At 67.9% G+C, this 16,042-nt stretch carries 19 protein-coding genes; 9 read left to right on the top strand and 10 right to left on the bottom strand.

Annotation, left to right across the window (positions count from 1 at the left end; all coding sequences use genetic code 11):
* Positions 1 to 68: 68 nt before the first annotated feature.
* The 4 genes from BMY35_RS20810 to coaBC form a co-directional block, all read right to left on the bottom strand.
* On the bottom strand, positions 69 to 569 hold the full coding sequence (locus BMY35_RS20810) for a glycine zipper 2TM domain-containing protein (protein ID WP_093203174.1): 501 nt from the start codon (positions 567 to 569) through the stop codon (positions 69 to 71).
* Between the two features lie 205 nt (positions 570 to 774).
* Positions 775 to 1,221, bottom strand: coding sequence for a dUTP diphosphatase (dut, locus tag BMY35_RS20815; RefSeq protein WP_019655978.1), 447 nt, complete (start codon positions 1,219 to 1,221; stop codon positions 775 to 777).
* The gene (locus tag BMY35_RS20820) at positions 1,222 to 1,683 is read right to left on the bottom strand and encodes a hypothetical protein (protein ID WP_093203177.1); all 462 of its coding nucleotides are present in this window, start codon (positions 1,681 to 1,683) and stop codon (positions 1,222 to 1,224) included.
* Entirely contained in the window at positions 1,683 to 2,906 is a 1,224-nt protein-coding gene (coaBC, locus tag BMY35_RS20825; RefSeq protein ID WP_093203179.1) for a bifunctional phosphopantothenoylcysteine decarboxylase/phosphopantothenate--cysteine ligase CoaBC, read from the bottom strand. Before coaBC ends, BMY35_RS20820 begins: the two co-directional genes overlap by 1 nt.
* Before the next feature lie 125 nt (positions 2,907 to 3,031).
* Here coaBC and BMY35_RS20830 point away from each other — a divergent pair, with 125 nt between their 5' ends.
* From BMY35_RS20830 to BMY35_RS20860, 7 genes are all read left to right on the top strand, one after another.
* Positions 3,032 to 4,714, top strand: coding sequence for a CTP synthase (locus BMY35_RS20830; RefSeq protein ID WP_093203182.1), 1,683 nt, complete (start codon positions 3,032 to 3,034; stop codon positions 4,712 to 4,714).
* Positions 4,711 to 5,001 carry a DUF1330 domain-containing protein gene (locus BMY35_RS20835; protein ID WP_093203184.1) on the top strand — a complete coding sequence of 97 codons (291 nt, stop codon included), beginning with the start codon at positions 4,711 to 4,713 and terminating at the stop codon, positions 4,999 to 5,001. The genes BMY35_RS20830 and BMY35_RS20835 overlap by 4 nt, the downstream gene beginning before the upstream one ends.
* Positions 5,002 to 5,074: 73 nt before the next feature.
* Entirely contained in the window at positions 5,075 to 6,358 is a 1,284-nt protein-coding gene (gene eno, locus BMY35_RS20840; protein WP_093203187.1) for a phosphopyruvate hydratase, read from the top strand.
* 19 nt (positions 6,359 to 6,377) lie between these two features.
* Positions 6,378 to 6,656, top strand: coding sequence for a cell division protein FtsB (gene ftsB, locus BMY35_RS20845; RefSeq protein ID WP_093203189.1), 279 nt, complete (start codon positions 6,378 to 6,380; stop codon positions 6,654 to 6,656).
* Positions 6,657 to 6,710: 54 nt separating this feature from the next.
* Entirely contained in the window at positions 6,711 to 7,337 is a 627-nt protein-coding gene (gene pnuC, locus BMY35_RS20850; protein ID WP_093203192.1) for a nicotinamide riboside transporter PnuC, read from the top strand.
* A complete protein-coding gene (locus BMY35_RS20855) occupies positions 7,334 to 8,005 on the top strand; it encodes an AAA family ATPase (protein WP_093203195.1) in 672 nt (223 codons plus the stop codon). Before pnuC ends, BMY35_RS20855 begins: the two co-directional genes overlap by 4 nt.
* 33 nt (positions 8,006 to 8,038) lie before the next feature.
* Positions 8,039 to 9,013: a hypothetical protein gene (locus tag BMY35_RS20860; RefSeq protein ID WP_093203197.1), complete on the top strand. Its 975-nt coding sequence runs from the start codon at positions 8,039 to 8,041 to the stop codon at positions 9,011 to 9,013.
* 19 nt (positions 9,014 to 9,032) lie between these two features.
* Here BMY35_RS20860 and BMY35_RS20865 read toward each other — a convergent pair whose 3' ends face one another.
* From BMY35_RS20865 to BMY35_RS20890, 6 genes are all read right to left on the bottom strand, one after another.
* Positions 9,033 to 10,031 (bottom strand): MurR/RpiR family transcriptional regulator, encoded by a 999-nt coding sequence (locus BMY35_RS20865; protein WP_093203200.1) that lies wholly within the window; start codon positions 10,029 to 10,031, stop codon positions 9,033 to 9,035.
* Positions 9,991 to 11,055 (bottom strand): C45 family autoproteolytic acyltransferase/hydrolase, encoded by a 1,065-nt coding sequence (locus tag BMY35_RS20870; protein ID WP_093203202.1) that lies wholly within the window; start codon positions 11,053 to 11,055, stop codon positions 9,991 to 9,993. The genes BMY35_RS20865 and BMY35_RS20870 overlap by 41 nt, the downstream gene beginning before the upstream one ends.
* 1 nt (position 11,056) lies before the next feature.
* Positions 11,057 to 11,785, bottom strand: a complete 729-nt coding sequence (glnQ, locus tag BMY35_RS20875; RefSeq protein ID WP_093203205.1) for a glutamine ABC transporter ATP-binding protein GlnQ — start codon at positions 11,783 to 11,785, stop codon at positions 11,057 to 11,059.
* Positions 11,782 to 12,438 (bottom strand): glutamine ABC transporter permease GlnP, encoded by a 657-nt coding sequence (gene glnP / locus BMY35_RS20880; protein WP_093203207.1) that lies wholly within the window; start codon positions 12,436 to 12,438, stop codon positions 11,782 to 11,784. Before glnP ends, glnQ begins: the two co-directional genes overlap by 4 nt.
* 22 nt (positions 12,439 to 12,460) lie before the next feature.
* Positions 12,461 to 13,213, bottom strand: coding sequence for a glutamine ABC transporter substrate-binding protein GlnH (glnH, locus tag BMY35_RS20885; protein ID WP_093203210.1), 753 nt, complete (start codon positions 13,211 to 13,213; stop codon positions 12,461 to 12,463).
* A gap of 220 nt (positions 13,214 to 13,433) precedes the next feature.
* Positions 13,434 to 14,234, bottom strand: a complete 801-nt coding sequence (locus tag BMY35_RS20890; protein WP_093203212.1) for an AraC family transcriptional regulator — start codon at positions 14,232 to 14,234, stop codon at positions 13,434 to 13,436.
* Positions 14,235 to 14,379: 145 nt separating this feature from the next.
* On the opposite strand from BMY35_RS20890, the gene BMY35_RS20895 reads away from it, so the two are divergent.
* Together BMY35_RS20895 and BMY35_RS20900 are read left to right on the top strand one after the other, a co-directional pair.
* Positions 14,380 to 15,147, top strand: a complete 768-nt coding sequence (locus tag BMY35_RS20895) for an SDR family oxidoreductase (protein ID WP_093203215.1) — start codon at positions 14,380 to 14,382, stop codon at positions 15,145 to 15,147.
* Positions 15,148 to 15,181: 34 nt separating this feature from the next.
* Positions 15,182 to 16,036, top strand: coding sequence for an NAD(P)-dependent oxidoreductase (locus tag BMY35_RS20900; RefSeq protein WP_093203217.1), 855 nt, complete (start codon positions 15,182 to 15,184; stop codon positions 16,034 to 16,036).
* Positions 16,037 to 16,042 lie beyond the last annotated feature (6 nt).

Below are 16,042 nucleotides of genomic sequence, written 5' to 3' on the forward strand. Positions count from 1 at the left end.
CCGCGCAGCACCCATGAAAAAAGCCGGGCAGTGCCCGGCTTTTTTGTGTCCCGATGAATCGGATTCGCTTACATGCGCGAAATCTGGCCGTTGTCGATGCGAACGCGGTCGCCGATGCGCAGGTCGCCGGGGCTCTGCACGTCGAAGGCGCGGTAGCCGCCTCGGTCGGTCTGCACCGACACCCGATAGATTTCGTAGGCGCGCGGACCGTTCTGCTGCGCCTCGATGGTGTTGCCCAGCAGGGCGCCACCGACGATGCCCAGCGCGGTTGCCGCGGCACGGCCGTTGCCGCGGCCGAACTGGTTGCCCACCACGCCGCCGATCACGCCACCGGCGACGGCACCGCCGCCCGTGGTGCCGGTGCCGGCGGTTTCGCTGCGCAGCACCTCGATGTTGGCTACGTGGCCGTATTCGACGTAGGAGGCTTCACGGTACTGGATGGCCTGCGGGGGCGCCTGGTAGGGGTAGCGCGAGGTCTGGTAGACCGGCGCCGGGGCCACGCACGCCGTGAGCGTGGCCAGGGCCAGCACGGAAGCGGTGACGGAAACAAAGCGCGTTGAAATCTTCATGTTGGGAGGCTCCTCGGAAAGAACGGTGCACGGATGATGAATGCATGCACCCTGCGTGTGCCTGACTAACGCCGCAGCATCCGCCGCGATGACGCCGTTCACACACTGAAACCTTCGAGGCCGCGCGGCCCGTGCCGGTTCCGTTCTTTACCGCCCGGAAACCCTGCAGATCCCCTTCCGGCCCTTCCCGGCCTTCAAGATCCGCTCAATGTTTGCCGGTGGAGCCGTATCCGCCCTCGCCACGTTGCGTAGGTGCAAATTCCGTGACCACTCGAAACTGCGCCTGCACCACGGGCACGATCACCAGTTGCGCCAGCCGCTCCATCGGGTTCAGCACGAAGGGCGTGTCGCTACGGTTCCAGGCGCTGATCTTCAGCTCGCCCTGGTAGTCGCTGTCGATCAGGCCGACGAGATTGCCCAGCACGATGCCGTGCTTGTGGCCAAGCCCCGAGCGAGGAAGGATCAGCGCCGCATAGGCAGGGTCGGCCAGGTGGATTGCGATGCCGGTGCCCACCAGCTGCCAGCCGTTGGGCTCCAGCGTGATGGGAGCGTCGAGGCAGGCTCTCAGGTCGAGGCCGGCGCTTCCGGGGGTGGCATACGCGGGGAGTTGATCCACCATGCGCGGATCGAGGATGCGGACGTCGACTTTCACTTAGTTGTTGCCTTGCTTCTGTTGCTGTTCTCTTTGCTTTCGGGCTGCCTCTTCGAGCACCTGCTGCCACTTGGCGACGCCCGGGGTGAGCTTCACGCCCTTCAATTTCCTGCCGAACCACATGGCCAGCGCCGCGAGCAGCACCAGCACGCCGAACGGCACGCCCGCGGCCCACAACACGAGGAACACCACCGCGCCGACGGCGCCCAGCACCTTGAGCAGCGCCGGGTCGAATGAGCCCGGCTGCTTCTTCGGCACCTCGCCGTTCGGCAGCTCGGCACGCTGCATCGCGGCCGTGACGGGCCCCTGCCCCTGCTGCGGGCCGGAGGTCTGCGTCATGCCGACGTCGAGGCCGTGCTCACCGGGCGAAGCAGCTCGCTTCGGCAGCGCCGCCTGCGCGGCCAGCCGCTCCACATAGCGCGCGAAATCGCCGTTCGGCGGCGTGTTCCATTGGGGATTCATCAGACCCTCCAGTCGGGAAGCCGGGCCGCGATCTCGGCCATGAGTTCGCGCGCCAGCGTGAGCTTGGGCGCGCGGGGAAGCTCGCGCACGCCCTTGGCGTCCACCAGCAGCATCGCGTTGTCGTCCTGTCCGAAGGTCAGCGGGCCGATGTTGCCCACCAGCAGCGGGATGCCCTTGCGCTCGCGCTTGGCCTTGGCATGTTCGGCGAGGTTCTCGCTCTCGGCGGCGAAGCCCACGCAGAAGAGCCTCTTCGACTGTGCCCGCTCGCTCTTCGCCACTGTGAGGAGGATGTCCGCGTTCTCGACGAAATCGAGCACCGGCGTCTTGCCGCTGCCGTCCTTCTTGATCTTCTGGTCGCTCTGGTTGGCCGGGCGCCAGTCGGCTACAGCAGCCGTAGCTACAAAAATGCTAGCGCTCTGCGCAGCACGGGTCGTGGCTTCGAGCATGTCCTGCGCCGAGAGCACGTCGACGCGCGTCACGCCGCGAGGCGTGGGCAGGTGCACCGGACCGGCCACCAGCGTGACCTCGGCGCCCGCCTCGCGGGCCGCCCGGGCAATGGCGAAGCCCATCTTGCCAGACGAATGGTTGGTGATGCCCCGGATCGGGTCCAGTGCTTCGAAGGTCGGGCCGGCCGTGACCAGCACCTTCTGCCCCGCCAGCAACTTGGGGGCGAAGAAGGCCGTGATGTCCTCCAGCAGCTGCGCCGGCTCCAGCATGCGGCCATCGCCGGTTTCGCCGCAGGCCTGCCAGCCGTTGCCCACGCCCAGCACGGTCGCGCCGTCGGCCGCCACCTGCATCAGGTTGCGCTGCGTGGCCGGATGGACCCACATCTCGCGGTTCATGGCCGGCGCGATCAGCAGCGGGATGCGGTCCATGGGGCGGGCCAGGCACATCAGGCTCAGCAGGTCGTCGGAGCGGCCCTGCACCAGCCGGGCGATGAAGTCGGCGCTGCAGGGCGCCAGCACGATCGCGTCGGCCTCGCGGCTCAGGTTGATGTGCGGCATGTTGTTGGGCTCGCGGGTGTCCCACTGCGAGGTGTAGACGGTACGCCCCGAGAGCGCCTGCATGGTCACGGGCGTGATGAACTGCTCGGCCGCCTCGGTCATGACCACCTGGACGGTCGCGCCCGCCTTGACGAACAGCCGGCACAGCTCGGCCGACTTGTAGCAGGCGATGCCTCCGGTGAGGCCCAGGACGATGTGTTTGCCGGCGAGATCTTGCATGGGGCGTATTGTTGCTCACATGCCATCGTCCCCCGGGGCAACAAGCCCTTGGCGAAAGGTGTCGCGAAGGGCACACCTATAATCGCAATTTCCCACTGCCCGGATTCACAGCGTCCGGAACTGGCATGACCAAATTTGTCTTCGTCACCGGTGGTGTCGTTTCTTCCCTTGGCAAGGGAATCGCCTCCGCCTCGCTCGCCGCGATCCTCGAATCGCGCGGCCTCCAAGTCACCCTCATCAAGCTCGATCCGTACATCAATGTCGACCCCGGCACGATGTCGCCCTTCCAGCATGGGGAAGTGTTCGTCACCGATGACGGCGCCGAGACCGACCTCGACCTCGGCCACTACGAGCGCTTCATCAACACGCGGATGCGCAAGGCCAACAACTTCACGACCGGCCAGATCTACAAGACCGTGCTCGAGAAGGAACGCCGCGGCGACTACCTCGGCAAGACGGTGCAGGTGATCCCGCACATCACCAACGAGATCCAGGAATACATCAAGCGCGGCGCCGGCATCGGCACGGCGCACGAGGTGGACGTGGCCATCGTCGAGATCGGCGGCACCGTGGGCGACATCGAGTCGCTGCCCTTCCTGGAGGCCGTGCGCCAGATGAGCCTGCGCATGGGCCCGAACAACTCGGCCTTCGTGCACCTGAGCTACGTGCCCTGGATCGCCGCCGCCGGCGAGCTCAAGACCAAGCCCACCCAGCACACCGCGCAGAAGCTGCGCGAAATCGGCATCCAGGCCGACGCCCTGCTGTGCCGCGCCGACCGCCCGATCCCCGACGACGAACGCGCCAAGATCTCGCTGTTCTCGAACGTGCCCGAATGGGGCGTGATCTCGATGTGGGACGTGGACACCATCTACAAGGTGCCCCGCATGCTGCACGAGCAGGGCCTGGACGGCCTGATCTGCGACAAGCTGCGCATCAACACCCCGCCCGCCAAGCTGCAGCGCTGGGACGAGCTGGTGTACGAGGTCGAGCATCCGCAGAAGGAAGTCTCGATCGCCATGGTCGGCAAGTACGTCGACCTGTCGGACAGCTACAAGTCGCTGAACGAGGCGCTGCGCCATGCCGGCATGAAGAACCATGCCCGCGTGAAGATCGACTACATCGACTCCGAGACCATCTCGCCGCAGGACGTGTCCCGCCTGGCCAAGTACGACGCCATCCTGGTGCCCGGCGGCTTCGGCCAGCGCGGCGTGGAAGGCAAGATCTCGGCTGCCCGCTTCGCCCGCGAAGGCAAGGTGCCCTACCTGGGCATCTGCCTGGGCATGCAGGTCGCCACCATCGAGTACGCCCGCCACGTGGCCGGCCTGAAGAACGCCAACAGCACCGAGTTCGACCCCGAGACGCCCACCCCCGTGATCGCGCTGATCACCGAGTGGAAGGACCGCGACGGCACGGTGAAGACGCGCGACGAGAAGTCCGACCTCGGTGGCACCATGCGCCTGGGCGCTCAGAGTTCCGACGTCTCGCCCGGCACGCTGGCACACAGCATCTACGGCGACGTGGTCACCGAGCGCCACCGCCACCGCTACGAAGCCAACGTCAACTACCTCGACGAGTTGCGCAACGCCGGCCTCGTGATCTCCGCGCTCACGCAGCGCGAGTACCTGACCGAGATCGTCGAGCTGCCGCAGGACGTGCACCCGTGGTTCATGGGCGTGCAGTTCCACCCCGAGTTCAAGTCGACCCCGTGGGGCGGCCATCCGCTGTTCAACGCCTTCATCAAGGCGGCGCTCGAGCACAAGGAAAAGGGCGCGGGCAGCACCAACAAGGCACTGAAGGCTGTTGCATGAGCAGCGGATACGTCATTGCCCAGGTCGAGGTGACCAACCCGACGCAGTACGAGGAATACCGCAAGTGGTCGACCGTCGCCATGCAGGCGCACGGCGCCGAGGTGTGCGTGCGCGGTGGCCAGATCCAGCCGCTGGAAGGCGACTGGAAGCCCACGCGCGTCGTGATCCTCAAGTTCCCCAGCTTCGAGAAGGCCAAGGCCTTCTACGAGACGCCCGAATACCTGAAGGCGCGCGAGGCGCGTGCCGGCGCCGCGATCATGAACATGATCGCCGTCGAAGGCCTCTGATCCTTCCGCTCCCTCCGACCCGTTCCCCCATCTATTCATCCGCCCAAAGAGACCAGAAAGAGAAAGACAGAAGATGAGTGCAATCGTTGACATCGTCGGCCGCGAAATTCTCGACAGCCGAGGCAATCCCACCGTCGAGTGCGACGTGCTGCTCGAATCGGGCACCATGGGCCGTGCGGCCGTGCCCTCGGGCGCATCGACCGGTTCGCGCGAAGCGATCGAGCTGCGTGACGGCGACAAGAGCCGCTACCTCGGCAAGGGCGTGCTCAAGGCCGTGGAGAACATCAACACCGAGATCTCGGAAGCCGTGCTGGGCCTCGACGCCAGCGAACAGGCCTTCCTCGATCGCACGATGATCGACCTCGACGGCACCGACAACAAGGGCCGCCTGGGTGCCAACGCCACCCTCGCCGTCTCGATGGCCGTAGCCCGCGCCGCGGCCGAGGAGTCGGGCCTGCCGCTGTACCGCTACTTCGGCGGCATGGGCGGCATGCAGCTGCCGGTGCCGATGATGAACGTCATCAACGGCGGCGCGCACGCCAACAACAGCCTCGACCTGCAGGAATTCATGATCATCCCCGTGGGCGCCAAGAGCTTCCGCGAGGCAGTGCGCTATGGCGCCGAAGTGTTCCATGCCCTGAAGAAGATCCTGGGCGACCGCGGCATCAGCACGGCAGTGGGCGACGAAGGCGGCTTCGCTCCCAGCGTCGAGAGCCATGAAGCGGCCATCCAGCTGATCCTGGAAGCCATCGACAAGGCCGGCTACACCGCCGGCGAGCAGATCGCCCTGGGCCTCGATTGCGCGGCCAGCGAGTTCTACAAGGACGGCAAGTACGTGCTGTCGGGCGAAAACCTCTCGCTCACGTCCGAGAGCTGGACCGACATGCTGGCGACCTGGGTCGACAAGTACCCGATCATCAGCATCGAGGACGGCATGCACGAAGGCGACTGGGACGGCTGGAAGCACCTGACCGAACGCCTGGGCAAGCGCGTGCAGCTGGTGGGCGACGACCTGTTCGTCACCAACACCAAGATCCTGCAGGAAGGCATCGAGAAGGGCATCGCCAATTCGATCCTGATCAAGATCAACCAGATCGGCACGCTGACCGAGACCTTCGCCGCCATCGAGATGGCCAAGCGCGCCGGCTACACCGCCGTGATCTCGCACCGCTCGGGCGAGACGGAAGACAGCACCATCGCCGACATCGCCGTGGGCACCAACGCCGGCCAGATCAAGACCGGCTCGCTCTCGCGTTCGGACCGCATCGCCAAGTACAACCAGCTGCTGCGCATCGAGGAAGACCTGGGCGACATCGCCGTCTACCCCGGCCGCGGCGCGTTCTACAACCTGAAGTAACGCCCGGACGCCACGCGGCATGCGCGCCCGCCTCGTTCCTCCGATCGTCCTGCTGCTCCTGTTGGCCATCCTGCAGTGGCAGCTGTGGAACGGGCGCGGCAGCGTGCGCGACGTGGCCCAGTTGCGGACCAAGCTGGCCGACCAGAAGGAAGCCAACGCCAAGGCTGCGCTGAACAACGAGCGCCTGAGCTCCGAGGTCAACGACCTCAAGGACGGCCTCGAGATGGTCGAGGAACGGGCGCGCGCCGAGCTCGGCATGGTCAAGCCGAACGAAGTGTTCGTGCAGATCGCGCACTGACCTCGGCCTTCCCTCGCCCCTCCCTCCCCTTTTCTTTCTTCGTCCGCCGAGCCGATGACCGAGCTACTCTCGGCCCCCGCGTTCATGCTGTGGGGCTCTCCCGTGAGCTGGCTCGAGCTCGTCGCGTCGACGCTGGCGCTCGCCATGGTCGGCTGCAACATGCGCGAGATCCACTGGGGATGGCCGCTGGCCATCGTCAGCTCGCTGCTCTACGTGGCGGTGTTCGCCAAGGCGCGCATCTACGGTGACGCCTCGCTGCAGGTCTTCTTCGCGCTCGTCGCCTTCTGGGGCTGGGCGCAATGGCTGCGCGGCCACCGGGCCGACGGCAGCGCGCTGCGCGTCAGCCGGCTTTCGTCGCGCGGCATCGCGCTCACGCTGCTGGCCTGCGCGCTCGCATGGCCCGCGGTCGCACTCTTCCTGCGCCGCTTCACCGACACCGACGTGCCCTGGTGGGACGGCTTCGCCACCGGCCTGAGCCTTGTCGGGCAGTTCCTGCTCGGGCGCAAGTTCATCGAGAACTGGCTGATCTGGCTGGCGGTGAACGTCGTGAGCGTAGGCCTCTTCATCCACAAGGGCCTGTGGCTCACCGTGGGGCTGTACGCGGTGTTCGCCGTGCTCAGCGTGGCCGGCTACCTCGCCTGGCGCCAGCGCATGCCCTCTGCAGGGGCTGCGCGCGCATGACTCCCGTGCTGCCGACCGGCTGCGTCATCGCCCTCGTGGGCGCCGAGAGCACCGGCAAGACCGAACTGGCCCGCGCCATCGCGCAGCGCCTGCACGACCGCGGCGTGCCCGTCACGCTGGTGAGCGAATACCTGCGCGAATGGTGCGAGCGCGAAGGCCGCACGCCGCGCCCCGACGAGCAGCAGGCCATCGCCGACGAGCAGACCCGACGCATTGCGATGGCCGCAGCCACCGGCGTGGTGGTGGCCGACACAACGGCGCTCATGACGGCCGTCTACAGCGAACAGCTCTTCGCCGACACCACGCTCTACGACAGCGCGCTGGCGGCCCAGCGGCGCTATGCGATCACGCTGCTCACCGCGCTCGACCTGCCCTGGGTCGCCGACGACATGCGCGACGGCCCGCATGCGCAGCAGCCGACCGACACGCTGGTGCGCGCCGCGCTCGCGCGCGCGAAGCTCTCGTACGCGGTCGTGCACGGCACAGGCGGCGAGCGGCTCGCGAACGCCTGGAACGCCATCGTCTCCATCGCGGGCAACGAGGGCCGGCCGCGCACGCGCGCCCGGTCCGACGCGAAGCCCGCCTCGTGGTCATGGCCTTGCGAGAAATGCTCCGACCCGGAATGCGAACATAAGCTGTTCAGCGATCTCATCGCGCGCCGCGAGTAACGCACTCGCCCCTTTCCTCTTACCGGAGACCCGATGCCCCTTTCGACTGCCGCGCGCATCGCGCTTCTTCCCGGCGCCCTGGCCGCCCTGCTGCTGGCCGCCACCGGCCCGGCTCATGCAGCCCCCGTCGCCGCCACCGTCGAGAACGGCACCACCACCACCGCCTGCGCCGAGGAAGACAACGTCTCGCTCACCCTGCGCGGCGAAGGCATCCGCCGCATGCGCATCGAGGCGCTGCAGCCCGATTACCTCGACAAGATCGGCAACGACGTCACCGCCCCCGACTTCTCGGGGTGCAACTTCGACGGCGGCGCGCACCCCACCGACCCGGCCTACCGCTTCCGCAAGCGCACCGTGGTGCTGATGGACAACGCCCAGTGGCGCGTCGTCGGCATGACGCTGCCGAGCTTCTGGCGCCCGCAGCGCGTGCCCGTGCAGGTGGGCAAGCGCAAGGACCGCGGCTTCCACCTGCTGCAGGTGTTCAGGAAGGAAAACGGCAAGGCGCTCGAAGCCATCGTGCTCTATCCGTCCGACGGCTACTGGCGCATCAAGCCGCTGCCCGAGCCGCGCTTCGGCGACGGCGTGTACGGCTCGTCCTTCCTGCTCGGCCCTGTCGAGGCGGCCGCGCGGCCGGTGGTGAACATCGCGTCGATCCGCATCGTGCCGCGGCCGCTGGCCATCCACGTACGCTTCACCGATGGCGGCAGCGCCGCGGTGAAGGTCGACGAAATCAGCCGCACGCGCACCGCGCTCGACGTGACGCTGTCGAAACCAACGGCAAGCGCCCAGCCCTTCGCGGTGCTGCGCTCGATGTACGTCACGCCCGACAACGCCGACGTGAGCGAAGTGCGCTGGCAGGCATCGCCCGGTGCCGCACAGCAGGTGCTGCCGCTGCCGGAGGTGAAGAGTCTTCAGGCCACGCAGGTGCGCTTCGGCCGCAGCCTGCCGTCGAAGCACAACACGAGCGCGCCGGACATCGCCTTCGGCGGCTTCGACGACCAGAACTGAGCGCCGAGCGCGGCCAGCCCTACTCGATGCCCAGGTCGGCGATGAAGCGCTCGCGCCGCTCGAGCGCCTCCAGCGCCTTCTTGCCCAGGCCTGTCGCGACCAGGTTCAGCAGGCCCTCGCAGAAGATGACGTAGGCGCCCATCGAATTGCTGAAGAAGGTGCTGCCATGCGGCACGAAGAAGGAGTGCTTCGCGAAGGCCGCGAGGGGCGAGGCGCGGTGGTCGGTGATGGCGATCACGACCATGCCGGCCTTGGCTGCGGCCTCGGCCGTTTCCGCGATGCTGCGCGTGTAGGGCTCCACGCTGGTCACCACCACCAGATCGCCTGGCTGCAGCTGCGCCAGCCCCTCGGCCACGCCGAGCCCATGAGGATCGAGCAGCGCCACGTCGCCGCGCACCATCGCCAGCCCGTAGGCCAGGAAGCTCGCCAGCGCGCTGAACTGCCGCAGGCCGTGCACCCGCACCCGTGGCGCGGCGGCAAGGAGCCGGGCAGCCTGTTGCAGCTCGTCGGCCGACAGCTGCGCGAGAAAACCTTCGGTGTTGGCGATCGAGTCGCGGGCGATCTGCACCATCGTGTCGATCTCCGGGCGCTGCCCCGGCCCTTCGGACTGCGAACGCTCCGACGCGTGCGCCACCAGCCGGCCGGCCTGTTCGCTGTAGAAGTGGCGGTGCCGCGACGCCAGCCCATCTCGAAACACGGTCTGAAACTCGACGAAGCCGGCGTAGCCAAGCCGGGTGGCAAGGCGCGTGAGCGTCGATGCGTTCACGCCCAGCGAGTCGGCCAGCTCGGTGATGGTGCGCACCGCGACCTCTTCCGGGCGCTCGACCAGGCGAGCCAGCACGCTGTGCGCCTTGCTGCCCATCGAGATCAGCGCGTCGCCGCGCCCGAGGCGCACCGTCAGTGCGCGCAGTTCCTCGACGGTTCGCGGCGGCGAGGCGCCGTCCGCACTGCCGCCTGCGCCGTCGGTGTCATCGGCATCAGGCTGGGCGGGCACGCTGGCTTTTTTCGGTGCTTGCATGGCCGTCGATCATATGGAATCGCGGCGGCCGGGCCGGGTGCTCGTACACATCCCATTCGATGTGCGAAGCGCCGGCGACGATGCGGATGTCTGCGGTCGCCATCGTGTTCTCCGCGTCGCTGTCGTCCGGGGCGGCACGCAGGATCGGGAACGACGCATCGCTGCCGTCGGCCAGCAGGCGCAGCGGATCGATCGTCGCGCCATCTTCCGCCAGCAGCGCATCGCCGCGCTCCTGCCTGTGCCGCGAAGAGCCCGTGACGATCTGCGGCAGGTCGCGCAGCGACGAGTGCAGCGCATGGTTGGCATGCAGCCGGCGCCCGTCGATCTCCACGATGGAGCAAGCCCCGGAGCTGAACTCCACGCTCAACAGCCCGGGCGAGGCCCGATGCGCCACCGTGAGGTGAAAGCCGCCCGCGCGTTCGTTCGACGCGAGCAGCGCGCGCACATCCTGCAGGCTGGCGGCTTCGAGCAGTGCCCGCGTGAGCACCATGCGCGGCACGCCCGGCCGCACGTTCAGGCATCGAAGGTTGTTCACCGTCATCGCTAGGCCGCCGTCGGTCACGGCGAAGGTATGGCCCGGCAGCGATCCCGGATAGACGAAGGACGCGAAGGGCACTCTGCCCTCGACAGTGCATTCCGCGATCGCGCAATGCCCCGCGAAGGCCGGGTCGCCGTCTTCGTTGTGCGTGATGCGGCGCAGCGTGCCCGTCGATTCCTGCACCGTGGTGCAGCCGTCGGGCGCCATGGCCCACAGGTCGCCGCGGCAGTTCCACAGGAACACGTCTTCGAGGGGCAGCTCCAGCCCCGTGGCGAGGCCCTGGAGTTCGTCCCATATGCGCGGGAAGCGCGAACGCACCAGCGCGGACATCGCCGCGGCAGCGGGTGTGCCGCGATGGTGCATCACCGATGCCCATGCAGGCGAATGCCGCGCATAGTCCTGCATCGCCGCGGCGCCGAAGCGGCCCAGCGTCCGTCCCGTCTCGAACGGCGATCCTCCGGCTTCGAGGTAATTCAATGTCGGCATGTCACTCCACGTGCTGAAGAAAGTCGCGCAGGCGCTGGTTGGGCGGGTTGTCCAGCAACTGGCCCGGCGGTCCGTCGACCGTGATGTGGCCGTGCTCCATGAAGATCAGTCGCGTCCCGACCTTGCGGGCGAACTGCATCTCGTGGGTGACGACCACCATGGTCATGCCCTCCTCGGCGAGCGACTGCATCACGCGCAGCACCTCCTGGCGCAGCTCGGGGTCGAGCGCGGAGGTCGGCTCGTCGAACAGCATCAGCTTCGGCCTGACGGCCAGCGCGCGTGCGATGGCCACGCGCTGCTGCTGTCCGCCGGAAAGTTCGCTGGGATAGTGGTTCACGCGCTCGGAGAGCCCCACCTTGGCGAGCAGCTCCTCGGCCTGGGCCCGGGCCTGCGACCTGGAAGCGCCGCGCACCTGGCGCGGACCGAAGGCGACGTTCTCCAGCGCGGTCATCTGCGGGAACAGGTTGAACTGCTGGAACACCATGCCGGCCTCCTGGCGGATCTCGCGCGCCACGGCATTGCCGCCGCGCACGCTGAGGCCGTCCACCAGCAGGTCGCCGCCGTCGATCTGCTCCAGCGCGTTGATGCAGCGCAGCAGCGTCGACTTGCCCGAGCCCGAGGGGCCGATCAGCACCACGACCTCGCCCTTGCGGATCTGCAGGCTCACGCGGTCGAGCACCTTGTTGGCGCCGAAGCGCTTCTCCACATTCTTGAATTCGACGATGTTCACAGGATGCGCATCCTTCTTTCGACAGTCCGCAGGCCGAGCGTGAGCAGCCCGATCAGCAGCAGGTAGATGGCCGCGACCGCGCTCCAGATCTCGATGGCGCGGAAGTTGGCGGCCATGATTTCCTGTCCCTGGCGCGTCAGCTCGCCGACGCCGATGACGATGAAGAGCGAGGTGTCCTTCAGGCTCACGATGAACTGGTTGCCCAGTGCCGGCGTCATGCGCCGGAACGCGACCGGGCCGACGACGAACGCCAGCACCCGCCAGCGGGGCAGGCCCATGGCCAGCCCCGCCTCGCTCAGGCCGCGGGGCACGGAGAGGAAGGCGCCGCGCACGATCTCCGCGATGTAGGCACCTGAATTGATGACGATGGAGGCGATGGCCGCCGTCATCGGGTCGACGCGCACGCCCAGCAGGCCGGGCAATGCGAAGTAGATGAACATGACCTGCACCACGATGGGCGTGCCCCGCACCAGCCCCACGTAGGCGAAGCCGATGCTCGCGACGAGGCTGTTTCCGTAGGCGCGCATCAGGCCGAACAGCACGCCCAGCAGCGTGCCTCCGGCAAGACCCGCCACGGTGATGAGCACCGTGAGTTGCGCGCCCTTCAAGAGCGCCGGCAGCGCGCCGGCGATCACTGACCAGTCGAAATCCATGAATGGCTCCGTGGCGTGCCGCTCAGGGCTTCGGCGGTTCGGCCTTGAACCACTTGCGGTAGATGGTGGCGTAGCGGCCGTCGGCCTTGATCTTCGCGAGCGCCGCGTTCACCTGCGGCACCAGCGGGCTGCCCTTGGGGAAGCCGATGCCGTACTGCTGCGCCATCATCTGCTGGCCCACCGCCTTGGCCTTGCCCGCGCCGGCGGTCGCGATGTAGTACAGGACGTTCGGCGTGTCGTGCATGGCGGCGTCGACACGGCCGGTCATCAGCTCGAGGTAGGCGTTGTCGATGTTCGGGAACTGGCGCAGTTCGGTGCCGGCGAAGTTGGCCTTGGCGTAGTCGGCGGCGGAGGTTCCGGTCTTGATGGCCAGCGTCTTGCCCTTCAGGTCGGCCACGCCGGCGATCTTGCTGGCGGCGGGCACCATGAGGATGAAGCCGCTGTCGTAGTAGCCATCGGAGAAGTCGATGACCTTCTTGCGCTCGTCCTTGATGGTGATGCCGGCCAGCGCGACGTCGACGTTCTTCGTCTGCAGCGCGGGCAGGATGCCGGCGAAGTCCATCGGCTGCAGCTTGTATTCGAGCTTCAGCTCCTTGGCCACGGCCTCCCACAGGTCGATGTCGAAGCCCACGTACTTGTCGCCTTCCTTGAACTCGAAAGGAACGAAGGCGGTATCGACCGCCACCAGCAGCGGGCCGGCCGCGGTAGCGGGAGCGGCGATGAACGACGTGGCGACGGCCGTGGCCGCGAGCAGTCGGAGTACGAGTTTCTTCATGACAATCCTTCCGGAGTAAGAGCTCACCGAATTGGTGCAATTGAATTTGCATGAAAATCAAATTCGCAAATCCATTTGCATAATGTGTGCCATGCGGCAGCGCGCGGCAAGCTCGGGTTTGCCCTGAGCGCCGCCGTGCCACCGTGCCGCCAAGGCAGGTTTCGGAGGGAGGATGGGAAGAAATCGGCCGCGTCGCCCGGCCGATGGCGGAGCAGGCGCCCTAGCCCGCGCGCCGCACTTCGCCCGGCGTGACGCCGAGCACGCGGCGCATGCAGCGCGCCATGTGGCTCTGGTGCGAGAAGCCGCTCTCCAGGGCGACCATGCTCGCCGGCATCTCGCTGCGCAGCAGCAGGCCGCGCGCGCGGTCTACGCGGCGGTGCACCACGTACTCGTGCACCGGCAGGCCGATGGAGCGCTTGAACTGAGTCTTCAGGTGCGATGCGCTGAGGCCGGCAATGTCGGCCAGCGCGGCCAGCGAAAGATCGCCGTCGAGATTCGCCTCGATGAACTCGGTCACGCGGCGCAGCTGCGGTCGCGTCAATCCTTGCGTCGAAGCTGTGCCTGCGGCGGCTTCCTGCCCCGCGAGCAACTGCACCGCGAGTGCCGTGCCCAGGCTGTCGGTGTAGAGCCTGCCGTTGGGAAAGCCCGCTCGCCGCTCGGCGTCGAGCGCCCATGCGACGTGCTCGATGCGCGCGTCGCGGAACTGGTGGCGCTGGTCGAGCACGGCCCGCTCGGGCGGCAGCCCCATCTCTTCGGCGGTGCGCTTCAGCAGCACGGGCGGCATGCGCACGACGACCGAGGTGCTCGGCGCTTCCTCGTGCCAGACGTCGGTGATGCCCGCCGGCAGGATGTCGAGATCGCCGCGCGTGTACAGGAAGTTGTGCAGCCTGCAGGCGCCAGCCACCGGTCCGCCGATGTGCAGCTTGATGCGGTGATCGGGCAGCGCGTCGTAGCCGACGATGCCGCCGGGCGTCTCGCGCAGGTCCACGCGCAGGCTCGTGTCGAGATCGGTGTCGCTCATCGGAACATTATCGAGCGCGGTGCTTCACGGCATCGCGCGGCGTCGTCCGTTCGTGCTCCAGCACGGCCGAACGTGCGCGACCCGGCGGGCACCGATCCGGATCATTCGCAGCCTTGAACTTCATCCACTCAAAGGCAAGCGAATCATGACGAACATCTACGGCGGCAAGAAGGCCGTCATCACCGGCGGAACCATCGGCATGGGCCTCGCGACAGCGCAGGCGCTGCTCGCGGGCGGTGCCGAGGTGCTGGTGACCGGGCGCAACCCCGAGAACCTCGAATCCGCGCGGCGCACGCTCGGCTCGGGTGCCCATGTGCTGGCGTCCGACGCAGGCTCGCTGGCCGACATCGACGCGCTGGCAGCCACCGTGCGCGAGCGCTTCGGCCAGATCGACCTGCTGCACATCAACGCCGGCATCTCCACGCTGGAACCCTTCGACCAGGTGACGGAGGCCGGCTACGACCGCGCCTTCGCGATCAACACCAAGGGCCCGTTCTTCACGGTGCAACGCCTCGCGCCGCTGATCCGCGAGGGTGGCTCCATCGTCGTCACCTCGTCCATCGCCGACGAAGGCGGCATGCACGGCCTGAGCGTCTACAGCGCGACCAAGGCCGCGCTGCGCTCCTTCGCCTCGGGCTTCGCGGCGGAGCTGCTGGCGCGCGGCATCCGCGTGAACGTGGTGAGCCCGGGCTTCATCGACACGCCCACGCTAGGCGTTGCCGACGCGACGCCGGAGGAACGCGCGGAGTTCATCCGGCTGGGCGACCAGATCACGCCGATGCGGCGCCACGGCACCGCCGAGGAGGTGGCGCGCGCGGTGCTGTTCTTCGCCTTCGAGGCGACCTTCACGACCGGCGCACGGCTGACCGTCGACGGCGGGCTGGGCCAGAAGCTGACGCCCGCCGCGGCCTGACGACGAACAGACAAGAAAAGGAACGGAGAACGACATGACCGACGTATCCCTCATCGGCCTCGGCCCCATGGGCATCGCGCTGGCGCGCGCCCTTCAGCCCCGGTACACGCTGACCCTCTGGAACCGCACCGCCGAGCGTGCGAAGCCGCTGCTGAACCAGGGCACGCTGCTCGCCGCCGACGCACGCAGCGCCGTCGAAGCGAGCCCCATCGTGCTGATGTGCGTGGCCGACTACGCGGCAGCGCGCGCGATCCTCGCCATGCCCGGCGTGGCCGCCGCCTTGCGCGGCAAGGTGCTCGTGCAGCTGAGCACCGGCACGCCGCAGGACGCGCGCGAGGCCTGGGCAGCCGCCGACGGCGTGGCCTATCTCGACGGCGCCCTGCTCGCCACGCCTGGCCAGATCGGCCGGCCCGACACGCCGCTCTTCATTTCCGGCGAGGAACGCGCGCTGGCCGCCTGCCGCCCGGTGCTCGAGACCATCGCGGGCAATCTCATGTACATGGGCGAAGCCATCGGCAACGCGGCGGCCTGGGACCTGGCCACGCTGTCGTGCATGTTCGGCGCGATGAGCGGTTTCTTCCACGGCGCACGCATCTGCGAGTCCGAAGGGCTGGGCGTGGGCGAGTTCGGCCGGATGATCGGCGCGATATCGCCGGTGCTGGGGGAAATGATCCGCGCCGAGGGTGACGCCATCGAGGCCGCACGCTACGGCGAGCCGGAGAGCTCGATGGCCACCTGCGCGGGCTCGGGCCGGCTGTTCGTGAAGCAGGCGCGAGAGGCGAAGCTGGACGCGAGCTTTCCCGATTTCCTGGCCGGCATGTTCGACCGCGCGATGGCGGCCGGCTACGCGAACGAGCGGCTCGCCGCGATGGTCAAGGTGCTGCGCTGAAAGGCT

Source organism: Variovorax sp. YR750 (genome assembly GCF_900109805.1).
Classification (GTDB): Bacteria; Pseudomonadota; Gammaproteobacteria; order Burkholderiales; family Burkholderiaceae_C; genus Variovorax; species Variovorax gossypii.

Bases quoted from the DNA above. Each gene is read 5' to 3' on its own strand.
- BMY35_RS20810 (WP_093203174.1), bottom strand. From the start codon at position 569: ATGAAGATTTCAACGCGCTTTGTTTCCGTCACCGCTTCCGTGCTGGCC.
- BMY35_RS20820 (WP_093203177.1), bottom strand. From the start codon at position 1,683: ATGAATCCCCAATGGAACACGCCGCCGAACGGCGATTTCGCGCGCTAT.
- coaBC (WP_093203179.1), bottom strand. From the start codon at position 2,906: ATGCAAGATCTCGCCGGCAAACACATCGTCCTGGGCCTCACCGGAGGC.
- BMY35_RS20830 (WP_093203182.1), top strand. From the start codon at position 3,032: ATGACCAAATTTGTCTTCGTCACCGGTGGTGTCGTTTCTTCCCTTGGC.
- BMY35_RS20835 (WP_093203184.1), top strand. From the start codon at position 4,711: ATGAGCAGCGGATACGTCATTGCCCAGGTCGAGGTGACCAACCCGACG.
- eno (WP_093203187.1), top strand. From the start codon at position 5,075: ATGAGTGCAATCGTTGACATCGTCGGCCGCGAAATTCTCGACAGCCGA.
- ftsB (WP_093203189.1), top strand. From the start codon at position 6,378: ATGCGCGCCCGCCTCGTTCCTCCGATCGTCCTGCTGCTCCTGTTGGCC.
- pnuC (WP_093203192.1), top strand. From the start codon at position 6,711: ATGACCGAGCTACTCTCGGCCCCCGCGTTCATGCTGTGGGGCTCTCCC.
- BMY35_RS20855 (WP_093203195.1), top strand. From the start codon at position 7,334: ATGACTCCCGTGCTGCCGACCGGCTGCGTCATCGCCCTCGTGGGCGCC.
- BMY35_RS20860 (WP_093203197.1), top strand. From the start codon at position 8,039: ATGCCCCTTTCGACTGCCGCGCGCATCGCGCTTCTTCCCGGCGCCCTG.
- BMY35_RS20865 (WP_093203200.1), bottom strand. From the start codon at position 10,031: ATGCAAGCACCGAAAAAAGCCAGCGTGCCCGCCCAGCCTGATGCCGAT.
- BMY35_RS20870 (WP_093203202.1), bottom strand. From the start codon at position 11,055: ATGCCGACATTGAATTACCTCGAAGCCGGAGGATCGCCGTTCGAGACG.
- glnP (WP_093203207.1), bottom strand. From the start codon at position 12,438: ATGGATTTCGACTGGTCAGTGATCGCCGGCGCGCTGCCGGCGCTCTTG.
- glnH (WP_093203210.1), bottom strand. From the start codon at position 13,213: ATGAAGAAACTCGTACTCCGACTGCTCGCGGCCACGGCCGTCGCCACG.
- BMY35_RS20890 (WP_093203212.1), bottom strand. From the start codon at position 14,234: ATGAGCGACACCGATCTCGACACGAGCCTGCGCGTGGACCTGCGCGAG.
- BMY35_RS20895 (WP_093203215.1), top strand. From the start codon at position 14,380: ATGACGAACATCTACGGCGGCAAGAAGGCCGTCATCACCGGCGGAACC.
- BMY35_RS20900 (WP_093203217.1), top strand. From the start codon at position 15,182: ATGACCGACGTATCCCTCATCGGCCTCGGCCCCATGGGCATCGCGCTG.